Raw genomic sequence first — 12313 nt, forward strand, 5'->3', positions numbered from 1 at the left:
CCGGCCGCCCAGGCGCCGCGCTACCAGGAGCCGGCCTATGCGCCGTCGCCGGTGGCCGCCGCCCCTGAGCCCGCGCCGGCCCCGATGGCGCCTGTGGCCCAAGCCCCCGCCTATCAGCCCCAGGCCTACCAGGCCCCGGTGGTCGAGGATCAGGCCGATCTCTATGCGCCGCAGCCCGAGGCCGCCCGGCCCGAGCCGCAGATCATGCAGCCCGCCCGTCAGCCGACCTATGTCGCGCCGCCTCAGCCGCAGCCGGCTCCCGCGCCGCAGCCGGTCACCCGCATCGTCGACCCGGCGGTGGCGGAAGAGGACGACGAGCCCCTGTTCGGCGAGCCGGTCTATGAGGAGCGCCGTCCGCGCGGTGGCTTCCTGAGCCTGTTCGGCAGCCGTCCGCGCTATGACGCCCCGGCCCCTGCGCCCGCGCCCCGCGCCGCGCGCGGTTCGGCCCAGGCGATGGAGCAGCCGATGGAGCAGGAGCAGGCGGACAGCCAGGAAGACCTGGAAATCCCGTCCTTCCTGCGTCGCCTCGCCAACTAGGCGACGGCTCAGATCCAGGATCTGCAGACGGCCGAGGGAAACCTCGGCCGTTTCGCTTTTCAGGCGCCTTTCGCTCGCGCGAGAAGGGAGCTCTTAAGCCTTGATTAGCTTCGGCTTCTTAGGCGTCCCGATTCGAAACATTCGGAAACAGGACGTGTCTTGCGGCGCCGCAGCATAAACCGTATCCGGCTATCCTGCGTTCCGTGTCTCTGCGGAGCCAAAGTTCAGAAGGCGAAGCCCGTGGCCGGATCCGTGTTCCAACATACCCTGCAAGGCCCCGCCATCTTCGCCGGCGTCGGCGTGCATACCGGCGCCTATGTCCGCGTTTCCGTCCGTCCGGCCCCGGCCAATACCGGCGTCGTGTTCGTGCGCACCGATATCGCCGATCGTGACAACCGAATCCCCGTCTCAGCTGAGGCCGTCTGCAAGACCCAGCTGGGCACGGTGATCGGTAACTCGGCGGGCGTCACCGTCTCGACCATCGAACACCTGATGGCGGCCATGGTGATGTCGGGCATCGACAACGCCATCGTCGAGCTGGACGGCGAGGAAATGCCGATCATGGACGGCTCGTCGCTGCCGTTCGTGCAAATCCTCGACCGCGCCGGCCGCCGCTCGCAGGATGCGCCGCGGCGGGTGATCGAGATCCTGGCCCCTATCGAGGTGGTGGAAGGCGACAAGCGCGCCACCCTGACGCCCGCCGACCAGTTCGAAGTCGCCTTCACGATCCAGTTCGCCTCCAAGGCCATCGGCCGCCAGAGCATCGACCTGGTGATGAACGACCGCGCCTTCCGCGACGAACTGGCCGACTGCCGCACCTTTGGTTTCGCCCATGAGGTCGAGGCCCTGCGCGCCATGGGCCTGGCCCGGGGCGGGTCGATGGAGAACGCCGTCGTCATCGAAGGCGACCGCATCCTGAACCCGGAAGGCCTGCGTCGTCCGGACGAGTTCGTGCGCCACAAGGCGCTGGACGCCATCGGCGACCTGTTCGTGCTTGGCGCGCCGATCCTGGGCCGTTTCGAGGGCGTGCTGGCCGGTCACGGCATCAACAACGCCCTGGTCCGTGCGCTCGCCGCCCAGCCCAAGGCCTGGCGTTACCGGACCTTCGTCGAAGAGCTCGCCGAAGCCGTCTGAGCCATAAGCGGCGCCAGCCGTTTGCGCTCTCTGTCCCCTGGTGTAGAACCAACATCGTTCGGCGCGGGGGCGCGCTTTGGTCTCTGAGGTGAAGGTGTCCTTGCTTCGCAATCCCTGGGCTCGTCCGGTTCTCTGCGCCGTGATGGTGTCCGTCGCCCTCGCCGGGTGCGCCGGCAAACCCAAAAAACCCCGCCTGGCTTATGAAGAGCGCCCTGTGGAGCTGCTCTACGCCACGGGCGCGGACCGGCTGGATCGCGGCCTCTGGAACCAGGCGGTGGACTATTTCGCCGAGGTGGAGCGCCAGCACCCCTATTCGGAATGGTCGCGCCGGGCGATTCTGATGACGGCCTACGCCCACTATCAGGCCGACAACTATGCCGAGGCCATCGGCGACGCAGACCGGTTCATTTCGCTGTATCCCGGCAATCAGGCCGCGGCCTACGCCCACTATCTGAAGGCCATCTGCTATTTCGAGCAGATCGTCGACGTGGGCCGGGACCAGGCCGCGACCGGTCAGGCGCTGGACAACCTGCGGGACGTGGTCCTGCGCTATCCGAATTCGGAATACGCCTCCGACGCCCGCCTGAAGATCGACATGGTCAATGACCAGCTGGCCGGCAAGGAAATGACCATCGGCCGCTGGTACCTGCGCAACGGTGACACCCTGGCCGCCGTCGGCCGGTTCCGCACCGTCGTCGACCGCTACCAGACCACGACCCACACCCCCGAGGCGCTGTACCGGCTGGTGGAAGCCTATCTGACCCTGGGCCTGGCCGACGAGGCCAAGCGCAACGGCGCCGTCCTGGGCTACAACTATCCGGGCGATGGCTGGTATCGCGACGCCTATGCCCTGTTGACCGACAAGGGCTTGCGCCCGGCGGTCGAGCCGCAAGGGGCGGGCGAGCGCAAGGGGCTGTTGTCCAACCTGCCGTTCGGCAAGAAGGACAAGGGCGCGACCATCAAGCCGCCGGCCGAGACGACCTCCGGCAAGGTCACGGAAGCCATGGAGCAGCCCGGCGCGCCGGGTAAGCCCAAGGCCAAGAAGAGCCTCCTGTCGCACCTGCCCTTCGTGAAGTAGGCGCCGGCCTCGATTTTTCGGAACCGAAAGTGAACACGGGCCTTTTCCAAAGGCCCGATTCCAGGCGATCCTAGGGTCATGCTGATCGGTCTTTGGATCCGTGATGTCGTTCTGATCGAGGCCCTGGACCTGTCCATTGGGTCCGGCCTGACTGCGCTTACCGGTGAGACCGGGGCAGGGAAGTCCATCATCCTCGACGCCCTGGGCCTGGCGACGGGCGCGCGGGCCGATGCCGGCCTGGTGCGTCGCGGCGCGAACCAGGCGGCGGTGTCGGCGATCTTCGCCCCGGGCCCTGAGCATCCGGTCTGGGACATCCTGGAAGAGAAGGGCCTGTCCTACGCCAAGGACGAGGACCTGGTGCTGCGCCGGACCGTCGCCGCCGACGGCCGCAGCCGGGCCTTCGTCAATGACCAGGCGACCAGCGTCGGCGTCCTGCGCGAGCTGGGCGAACAGCTGATCGAGGTGCATGGCCAGCACGAGACCGTGGGCCTGCTCGACACCCGCACCCATCGCGGCCTGCTGGACGCCTATGGAACCCTGGGGCCGATGGCCCGCGCTGTCGCCGGCCGCTGGGCCGACTGGCGGGCCGCGCGGACGCGGGCCCAGGAACTGCGCGACGTTGTGGGGCGTGCGGCGGCGGAGGCCGAGGAACTGTCCCTGCGTCTGGCGGAGCTGGATCGGCTGGATCCGCAGGAGGGCGAGGAGACCCGGCTGGCCGAATCCCGCGCCATTCTCGGGGCCTCGGAAAAGGCCTTGTCCGACATCGCTGACGCCCGCGGCGCCTTCGACGGCTTGTCCAGCCGCCTGGCCCAGGCGGTGCGCGCCCTTGAGCATGCTCGCAGCCGCGCGGTTCAGGCCGGGGCCGGCGAGGAGAGCCCCGCGGTTGCGCGCCTGACCGCCGCCAGCGCCGCCGTGGACCGGGTGTTCAGCGAGGTGCAGGAGGCCGAGGCCACCGTCGACCTGGCCGCCGAGGCCTTCGATTTCCGCGCCGACGAGCTGGAGAAGACCGAGGAGCGGCTCTTCGAGCTGCGCGGCATGGCCCGCAAGCTGCAGGTCAGCGTCGAGGAACTGCCGGGCCTGCGCGTGCGGTTCGCCGAGAAGCTGCGGGCCATGGAGTCCAGCGAGGACGACCTGAAGGCCGCCGACGCCGCGGTGTCCGCCGCGCGCAGCGCCTATCTCGATGCGGCCGCCCAGCTGACCCTGGCCCGGCGCGCGGCGGGCGACCGGCTGGCCCAGGCGGTGGAAGCCGAACTGGCGCCCCTGAAGCTGGACAAGGCCCGCTTCCGCGTGGCGGTGGACGCCCTGCCCGAGGATAAGGCCGGCCCCACTGGCCAGGACCGCATCGCCTTCGAGGTCGCCACCAACCCCGGCGCGCCGTTCGGCGAGCTGGGCGCCATCGCGTCCGGCGGCGAGCTCGCCCGACTGGCCCTGGCCCTGAAGGCCTCCCTGGCCGGCCGCGCCCAGGGCGCCCAGCCCTTGATGATCTTCGACGAGGTGGACCAGGGGGTGGGCGGCGCCGTCGCCGACGCCGTAGGCCTGCGCCTCCGGAAGCTGGCCTCCAGCGCCCAGGTGCTGGTGGTGACCCATTCGCCCCAGGTGGCCGCGCGCGGTGACGCCCATTGGCGGATCGCCAAGGCCGGCGACGGCGAGCGGCTGCGCACGGCGGTGGAGCCCCTGAGCCCCGCCGACCGCGAGGAAGAGATCGCCCGCATGCTGGCCGGCGCGGAGATCACCGACGCCGCCCGCGCCGCGGCCCGGGCGCTGATGCATGCCTAGCGTCCCAAGGGGCGCATCCCTCCACCGTCATCCTCCGGCGGGCCATCGGCCCGACCGGGGGACCCATGCGGCGTGGGGCGTTCGTGGCAAATCGGCTTGGGTCCCCCGGACCGCTACGCGGCCGGAGGATGACGGTCCAGGAGAGGTGGTTGGAGTTCATGACTGAAACGCTCAAGTCCGTCTCCGACCTGACCGAGGCCGAGGCCGTCGAGGAGCTGACCCGGCTCGCCGATGCGATCGCCGCCCATGACATCCGCTACTACCAGGAGGACCAGCCGAGCGTTTCGGACGCCGACTATGACGCCCTGAAGCAGCGCAACGCAGCCATCGAGGCGGCCTTTCCGCACCTGATCCGCGAGAATTCCCCGTCCCTGCGGGTGGGCGCGGCGCGAGCGGAGCAGTTTTCGCCCGTTGAGCATGGCGTCCCCATGCTCAGCCTGGACAACGCCTTCTCCAACGAGGAGGCCGCCGAGTTCGACGCTCGCATCCGCCGCTTCCTGCGCCTGGAGGGGGAGACGGTGGCCTATACGGCCGAGCCCAAGATTGACGGCCTGTCGGCCTCGATCCGCTATGAGAAGGGCGTTCTGGTCCAGGGGGCGACACGGGGCGACGGCAGGGTCGGCGAGGACGTCACCGAGAACCTGCGCACGGTCAGCGACATCCCCAAGCGCCTGTCCGGTAAGGGCTGGCCGGATGTGATCGAGATCCGTGGCGAGGTCTATCTGGGCCATGCCGAGTTCGCGGCCCTGAACGCGGCGGCGACCGAGGCCGGCCAGAAGACCTACGCCAATCCGCGCAATGCGGCGGCCGGGTCGCTGCGCCAGATTGATCCGAAGATCACCGCCCAGCGGCCGCTCAAGTTCTTCGCCTATGCCTGGGGCCTGTTCAGCCAGCCCTTCGCCGAGACCCAGTGGGAGGCGCTGCAACTGCTGAAGGCCTGGGGCTTTTCCACCACACCGCAGTCACAGCGGGTGGAGGGGGCGGCCGGGCTGCTGGCGGCGTACGCCGACATGGAGGCTGAGCGCCCCAAGCTCGGCTTCGATATCGACGGGGTGGTCTACAAGGTTGATCGCCTGGACTGGCAGCAGCGCCTGGGCTTCATCACCCGCACCCCGCGCTGGGCGATCGCACGCAAGTTCCCGGCCCAGCGGGCCCGGACCATCCTGGAAGCCATCGACCTGCAGGTGGGGCGCACCGGGGCGGTGACGCCGGTGGCGCGGCTGCGGCCGGTCACGGTGGGCGGGGTGGTGGTGGAGAACGCCACCCTGCACAACGCCGACGAGATCGCCCGCAAGGATATCCGGGTCGGCGACACGGTGATCCTGCAACGGGCCGGCGACGTGATCCCGCAGATCGTGGGCGTGGTCCCGGAGGAGCGTCCCGCAGAGGCGGTCCCCTTCGCGTTCCCGCATGTCTGCCCCTGTGACCTGAAGACCCCCCTGGCGCGGGAGACCACCGTGTCGGGCGCCGAGACCGTGGTGCGGCGTTGCACCGGCGAACTGGCCTGTCCGTTCCAGCGGATCGAGCACCTGCGCCACTTCGTGTCGCGCCGGGCCTATGACATCGAAGGCCTGGGAGAGAAGCAGCTGACGGCCTTCTTCGAGCGCGGCTGGATCCGTGAGCCGGCGGACATCTTCCGGTTGGCCCGGGACGAGGAGAAGCTCACCGAGCTGCGCCAGACCGAGGGCTATGGCGAGACCAGCGTGAAGAACCTGGTGGCCGGGATCGAGGCGCGGCGGGCGATCCCGCTGGACCGCTTCATCTTCGGCCTGGGCGTGCGGCACGTGGGCGAGACCACCTCGATGGCGCTGGCCCGCCACTATGAGACGGTGGAGCGGTTCGTGGCCGCGGGGCTGGCGGCCGAGGCCCAACGCCCGAAGGCCTCCTATCAGGACCTGGCCACCCTGGACGGGGTGGGGCCGACCGCGCTGGAGGCGGTGCTCGCCTGGGCGGGACAGCCGAACCAGGCCCTGCTGATCCCGGACGGCGCCAGCCTGGAGGAGCGCCTACGCCTGACGATCCCCAAGCTGAACGCCACGGCCCGCCGCGCCATCGCCGAGCGGTTCGGGGACTGGGCGAGCTTTGAGGCCGCGGCGCGCGCGGCGGTGGATGGCCGGGCCGGCGAGGATTTCCTGGAGCTGTCGGCCGTGGACGCGGTGGGGCCGGTGGCGGCCCGTATGGTCGCGGAGTTCTTCGGCGAGGATCACAACCGCGCCCGCGTGGACGCCCTGCTGGCCGAGCTCAGCGTGATCCCGGCCGAGCGCCCGAAGACCGATACGGCCATCGCCGGCAAGACCGTGGTCTTCACCGGATCGCTGGAGAAGATGACCCGCGACGAGGCCAAGGCCCAGGCCGAAGCCCTGGGCGCCAAGGTCTCCGGCTCTGTGTCCAAGAAAACGGATCTCGTGGTCGCCGGCCCCGGCGCCGGCTCCAAGCTGAAGACCGCCACCGACCTGGGCATCCAGGTCCTGACCGAGGACGAGTGGCTGGAGCTGGTGAAGAGCTAGGGCCTTACCAAAGCCGGCTTACGCCATAGACGTCGAAAGCCGCTTCGTTGGATACGAGCGTCAGGTTCTCGCCCATGGCTTGGGCGATCAGCATGCGGTCGAAGGGATCTCGGTGGGGACCTGGCAGGCTGCCGGCTACCTGTCCGTGGCGAAGACTGATGGGAAGGGGCTCGAACCCGTTGTCTGCGACGACGGCTTCCAGATCGTGAGCGATGGCGGCGACGCCGGGCAGCTTTCCGAGCCGGTGCTTGGTCGTGATCTCCCAGAGGGAGGCCGCGCTCACGAACACCGGGTTGGCTGGATCGGCGATGGCTTGGCGGGCCGGGTGGGACAGAGCTTCATCCCCGGCCAACCACCACAGCAGGGCGTGAGTGTCGAGCAACAGGCGCAAGACTATTCCCAGGCCGCCAGCTCGTCCTCCGCCAGCGGCTCGAAGAAGCTGTCATCGACCTTGATCTGACCGCGCAGGGCGCCGAACGCGCGGACCGGCGCGGCCTCCTTGAGCGGCGCCAGGCGCGCGACCGGTGTCTTGCCGCGCATCAGGACGATCTCCTCGCCGGCTTCCACGCGCGCCAGGAGACGCGAGAGGTTGGTCTTGGCGGCATGAACAGTGACGCGGTCCATCAATCGCTCCCTAGCTAACTAAGGTAGCTAATCTGTGTGTGGTTGTCGACGGCTCCTCAGGCCCTCGCCGTCACGATCCACGTGGCGGAGCCCAACTTGACGCCGTCCGGCCCGGCGTGGGCGCTGAGCGTCTCGCGCAGGATACCGATGGCGGTGTCGCGCAGGTCGGGGTGTTCGCGCAGCATGCCGCCCAGGGGGCCGACGCGCAGGGTCAGGCTGAGGGTGTCGTCCAGGCTGCCGGCGCCGATCTTCTCGTCGTGCGGGGTGATCGCGATGTCCCTGAAGCCGGCGCCGGAGAGGATCGCCTCCACCCGCTTCGGATCGGCGAAGGCGAAGGGGCCGGGCGCGCCGGGTTCGGGCGGCGGCGCGGGCGGGAACAGGTGGGCGACCGAGGCCATGGGCAGGGTCATGATCGGGTTCTGGTCGGGGCTGCGCCAGCACAGGAAGGCGAGCCGGCCGCCAGGCTTCAGCGCCCGGCGCAGGTTGTTGAAGGCCGCCGTCGGATCGGCGAAGAACATGACGCCGAAGCGGGAGAACAGGCCGTCATAGGCTCCGGCCTCCAGCGGATAGGTCTGGGCGTCGGCTTCGAGGAACTCGGCGGTGGACAGGCCGGCTTCAGCGGCGCGGCCGCGGGCGATCTCCAGCATGGGCCGGGAGATGTCGAGGCCGGTGACGGCGCCGCTCGGGCCGACCGCGCGGGCGAGCTCCAGGCTGGTCTCGCCGCAGCCGCAGCCGACGTCGAGCAGACGCTCGCCGGTTTGCGGATTAAGGGCCGCCTCAGTGGCGCGGCCAAGCGGACCGAGCTGGCGGTCGAGTTGGACCTGGAGGGCCGCCCAGGTCGGGCCAGCCCCTTCGTTCCAGTAGGCGATCTGGGCGGCGTTGGGGGTGTCGGTCATGTCGTCCTCAGAGCGGCGCGCAGACGTCTTCGAGCCAGGCCCGGACGTGGGGTTCGACCAAGGGGCCGATCTTCTCCAGCACCTTGGCGTGATAGGCGTCCATCTGGGCGCGTTCGGCCGGGGTGAGCAGGTCCACCACGATCAGGCGGCGGTCGATGGGGGCCAGGGTCAGGGTCTCGAAGCCGTGCATGGGCCGCTCGCCGCCGGAGATGGCGGTCGCCTCGGTCACGTACTGCAGGTTCTCGATGCGGATGCCGTAGGCGCCTTCCTTGTAGTAGCCGGGCTCGTTGGAGACGATCATGCCGGGCTGCAGGGCGACGAAGTTCGGCAGCTTGGAGATCCGCTGCGGCCCTTCGTGGACGCCCAGATAGACCCCGACGCCGTGACCGGTGCCGTGGTCATAGTCGAGGCCCTGCGCCCACAGCGGCGCGCGGGCCAGGACGTCGAGGGCCGAACCCGTGGTGCCGGGCGGGAAGCGGATGGAGGCCAGGGCCAGGTGGCCCTTCAGCACCAGGGTGAAGCGCTCGGCCATCTCGGCGCTGGGCTCGCCGATGGCGACGGTGCGGGTGATATCGGTGGTGCCGTCCAGATACTGGGCGCCGGAGTCGACCAGCAGCAGGGAGCCCTTCTCGGCCCGCTTATTGAGGCGTTCGGTGGGCCGGTAGTGGACGATGGCGCCATTGGAGGCCGCGCCGGCGATGGTGTCGAAGGACAGGTCCTTGAGCGCGCCGGTGGCGGCGCGGAAGCCCTCCAACCGGGTCACCACCTCGATCTCGTCAGGCGGATTGTCCTGGGCGTCGGTGGCCAGCCAGTAGAGGAAGCGGCTGATGGCCGCGCCATCGCGGATGTGGGCGTTGGTCGTGCCGGCCAGCTCGACCTTGTTCTTGCAGGCGCGGGGCAGGGCGCAGGGGTCATCGCCGCGCACCACCTCGGCGCCGGCGGACTTGAGCGCCTCGAAGTACCAGGCCGAGGACTGGCCGGGATCGACCAGCACCTTCTTGCCCATCAGGTCGGCCAGGGCCTGGGGCAGGTCTTCCGGCGTCTCCAGGCGAACCTGGTTGCCCAGCCAGGCGGGCAGGTCCTCGGTGACCTTGTCAGGGTCCAGGAACAGGCGGGCGGTGCCGTCGCTGTTCAGGATCGCCTGGCCCAGCGGCAGGGGCGAGCGGATCACGTCGCCGCCGCGAACATTGAACAGCCAGGCGATGGAGGAGGGCGCGGTCAGCACCGCGGCTTCCGCCCCCTTGGCCTGGACGGACTTGCCCACGCGGGCGCGCTTGTCGGCGGAGTCCTCGCCGGATTGGGCCAGGGGCTGGGGCACGACCGGGGCCTTGGGCTGGGCCGGGCGTTCGGCGCCCCAGGCCAGGTCTAGGGGGTTGGGATCGACCGGGCGAAGCTCGGCCCCGGCCTTGGCGGCGGCGGCGCGCAGGCGCTCGAGGGCGTCGGGGCTGTGCAGGCGCGGGTCGTAGCCCAGGACTTGGCCCTTGCCGGCGGCGGTCTCCAGATAGGCGGGCACGCCGCCGTCGACGAGGTCGCGGATCTCGAACATCGCCGCATCGACCTGGTCGCGGACCTGGAGGGTGTAGCGCCCGTCCACAAACACGGCGGCCTTGTCCTTGAGGATCACGGCGGCGCCGGCGGAGCCGGTGAAGCCGGTGGCCCAGGCCAGGCGGTCATTGGCGGCGGGCAGGTATTCGTTCTGATGCTCATCCTCGTGCGGCACCAGGAGGCCGTCCAGGCCCTGCTCGGCCATGGCCTTGCGGATCAGGGGGACGTGGCGGGGACCGAAGGAGCGGTCGGTGGTCTCGTTGAAGGTCTGGAACATGAGGGGCATGTAAGCGCTTCGCGGGGTCCGGGCAAAGGGCCAGACTTGCGCGTCCGCCCGCAGACGGACTAGTTTTCACCCATGGTGAACTTCGCCGCCCGCCTGAACTCGAATTCGTGCGCCCCTTGCGGGGTCGTGCGGCTTCGCGCGCCTTAGGCGCGGCGGATTTCCCTCGACCCCAGCCTGCTCGGTTGGGGTCCCTGAGAGGCGCCTGACCGGCCTTATTCCGGAGCGCCTCCATGGTCTTTCCCCCTGACGACCTCGAACCCTGGTTTCCCATCGAGACTGAACGCCTGATGCTGCGCGAGGCGCGGCCAGAGGACTTTGACGACATCCACGCCTATGCGGTGCGCGATGACGTGGTCCGCTTCATGATCTGGGGGCCAAACACCGCGGAGGAGACGCGGACGGTCCTCGATGGCTGGCTGGATGAACAGGCGCTGTGGCCGAGGCCCGGCGTGAACCTGGTGATCGAGGAGCTGGCGACGGAGCGGGTGGTGGGCTCCATCCGCCTGACGATCCAGGATGCGGCGAACCGGACGGCGGACATGGGCTACACCCTGCACAGCGACGTCTGGCGGCGGGGCTATGGCACGGAGGCGGCGCGTGCTGTCCTGCAGGCGGCCTTCGGTCCGCTTGGCCTGCACCGGGTGTTCGCCATGGCCGACACCGACAATGTCGGCTCCTGGGGGATCATGGAGAAGCTGGGCATGCGGCGGGAGGCCACCCTGCGCAAGAACCGGCAGGTGCGGGGCGACTGGCGCGACAACCACGTCTACGCCATCCTCGCTGAAGAATTTACCCGGATATAATTGACGCGGCCGCGGGCGAGGTCTAAGCAGGCGGAATGTCGACCGCCAACCGCAAAGCTCTCGTCCGCGCCTACAAGGAGGCCAAGCCGGCCTTTGGCGTCTTCGCCCTGCGCTGCGGGGCCGACACCTGGATCGGCGCCAGCCCCAACCTGGCGGCGCAGGAGAACCAGATCCGCTTCACCCTGAAGATGGGCAAGCATCCCAACAAGGGGCTGGAGGCGGCCATCGCCACGCATGGCGCGGCGGCCTTTGCCTATGAGGTGCTGGAAGAGATCGACGAGCCGGACCTGACGCCGATGGGGCGGACGGACCTGCTCAAGCGGCGGGTGGCGCACTGGGTCGAGGCCTTGAGCGCCAAACCCCTGATCGGGGCGGTGTGACAAGCGGCGCCGTAGACAGAACTCGCGCTTGAGGCGAGAACAGCTCCCTCTTCGGGGGAGCCAGCGCATGAATTGTCTTGGACACAGCACGCCGCGCCTGTCGCGTCGGACGGCCTTGAGCGCCATCGCCCTGGGCGGCGGGGCGAGCCTGTTGTCCAGCTTCATGCCGGGCGTCGCGCGGGCGTCGGGCCATGCGGAAGCCCTGCTGCTGACCTGCATGGACTACCGCCTGGTCGATGATGTGACGCGCTATATGGACGCGCGCGGCCTCACCAACAAATACGACCACGTGATCCTGGCCGGCGCCTCGCTGGGGGCGCTGAACGACAAGTTCCCGACCTGGAACGAGGTGTTCTGGACCCACATCGACCTGGCGGTGCAGCTGCACGAGGTCCACCGGGTGATCATCATCGATCACAAGGACTGCGGCGCCTACAAGCTGGTGCTGGGGGAAGCCTCGGTGAAGGACGCCGACACCGAGCTGAAGACCCACGTGAAGCAGCTCTACGCCCTGCGCTCCCAGATCGTCACCCGGCACCCGCACATGGAGGTGGAGCTGGGCCTGATGGCGCTGGACGGGACGGTCACCCAGATCGTCTGAGGACCGCCCCGTAGGCGGCTTAGCGCGGCGCGTCCGGATCGGTGACCGTGGCCGCCGCGTCGCCCGCCTGGTCGGTGGCCGACTGAGCGGCTTGCGCCGTGCGGTCCGCGGCGGCCTTGGCGCTGTCGGCGGCGGACTGGCTGGCC

Annotated in this window: 11 protein-coding genes and 1 pseudogene; 8 read left to right on the forward strand and 4 right to left on the reverse strand. The window is 69.6% G+C overall.

Going from position 1 to position 12313, the window contains the following annotated elements; all coding sequences use genetic code 11:
- The 5 genes and pseudogenes from ACFQ27_RS19615 to ligA form a co-directional block, all read left to right on the forward strand.
- A pseudogene (locus ACFQ27_RS19615) lies at window positions 1-537 on the forward strand (cell division protein FtsZ); the annotation flags it as partial.
- A 240-nt stretch (window positions 538-777) separates the two neighbouring features.
- A complete protein-coding gene (gene lpxC / locus ACFQ27_RS19620; RefSeq protein ID WP_374344869.1) occupies window positions 778-1671 on the forward strand; it encodes a UDP-3-O-acyl-N-acetylglucosamine deacetylase in 894 nt (297 codons plus the stop codon).
- Window positions 1672-1771: 100 nt separating this feature from the next.
- Window positions 1772-2749 carry an outer membrane protein assembly factor BamD gene (locus ACFQ27_RS19625; RefSeq protein ID WP_374344868.1) on the forward strand — a complete coding sequence of 326 codons (978 nt, stop codon included), beginning with the start codon at window positions 1772-1774 and terminating at the stop codon, window positions 2747-2749.
- 78 nt (window positions 2750-2827) lie between these two features.
- On the forward strand, window positions 2828-4525 hold the full coding sequence (gene recN, locus ACFQ27_RS19630; RefSeq protein WP_377354760.1) for a DNA repair protein RecN: 1698 nt from the start codon (window positions 2828-2830) through the stop codon (window positions 4523-4525).
- Between the two features lie 158 nt (window positions 4526-4683).
- Complete coding sequence (gene ligA, locus ACFQ27_RS19635; protein WP_377354762.1) at window positions 4684-7032, forward strand: NAD-dependent DNA ligase LigA; 2349 nt, start codon at window positions 4684-4686, stop codon at window positions 7030-7032.
- Window positions 7033-7036: 4 nt separating this feature from the next.
- Here ligA and ACFQ27_RS19640 read toward each other — a convergent pair whose 3' ends face one another.
- The 4 genes from ACFQ27_RS19640 to ACFQ27_RS19655 are packed head-to-tail and all read right to left on the reverse strand — an operon-like array spanning window position 7037 to window position 10374.
- The gene (locus tag ACFQ27_RS19640; RefSeq protein ID WP_374344865.1) at window positions 7037-7423 is read right to left on the reverse strand and encodes a type II toxin-antitoxin system VapC family toxin; all 387 of its coding nucleotides are present in this window, start codon (window positions 7421-7423) and stop codon (window positions 7037-7039) included.
- A 2-nt stretch (window positions 7424-7425) separates the two neighbouring features.
- Complete coding sequence (locus tag ACFQ27_RS19645; protein ID WP_374344864.1) at window positions 7426-7656, reverse strand: type II toxin-antitoxin system Phd/YefM family antitoxin; 231 nt, start codon at window positions 7654-7656, stop codon at window positions 7426-7428.
- A gap of 56 nt (window positions 7657-7712) precedes the next feature.
- Complete coding sequence (locus tag ACFQ27_RS19650) at window positions 7713-8552, reverse strand: class I SAM-dependent methyltransferase (RefSeq protein WP_377354763.1); 840 nt, start codon at window positions 8550-8552, stop codon at window positions 7713-7715.
- 7 nt (window positions 8553-8559) lie between these two features.
- Complete coding sequence (locus ACFQ27_RS19655) at window positions 8560-10374, reverse strand: aminopeptidase P family protein (protein WP_377354765.1); 1815 nt, start codon at window positions 10372-10374, stop codon at window positions 8560-8562.
- A gap of 239 nt (window positions 10375-10613) precedes the next feature.
- Between ACFQ27_RS19655 and ACFQ27_RS19660 the strand changes: the two genes are divergently transcribed.
- The 3 genes from ACFQ27_RS19660 to ACFQ27_RS19670 all read left to right on the forward strand — a co-directional run bounded on the left by ACFQ27_RS19660 (window position 10614) and on the right by ACFQ27_RS19670 (window position 12167).
- Window positions 10614-11186: a GNAT family N-acetyltransferase gene (locus ACFQ27_RS19660; protein ID WP_377354764.1), complete on the forward strand. Its 573-nt coding sequence runs from the start codon at window positions 10614-10616 to the stop codon at window positions 11184-11186.
- A 35-nt stretch (window positions 11187-11221) separates the two neighbouring features.
- A complete protein-coding gene (locus ACFQ27_RS19665) occupies window positions 11222-11566 on the forward strand; it encodes a GIY-YIG nuclease family protein (RefSeq protein WP_374344861.1) in 345 nt (114 codons plus the stop codon).
- Window positions 11567-11633: 67 nt separating this feature from the next.
- Window positions 11634-12167 carry a carbonic anhydrase gene (locus ACFQ27_RS19670; protein ID WP_374344860.1) on the forward strand — a complete coding sequence of 178 codons (534 nt, stop codon included), beginning with the start codon at window positions 11634-11636 and terminating at the stop codon, window positions 12165-12167.
- Window positions 12168-12313 lie beyond the last annotated feature (146 nt).

This window comes from Phenylobacterium conjunctum, assembly GCF_042679085.1.
GTDB lineage: Bacteria > Pseudomonadota > Alphaproteobacteria > Caulobacterales > Caulobacteraceae > Phenylobacterium > Phenylobacterium conjunctum.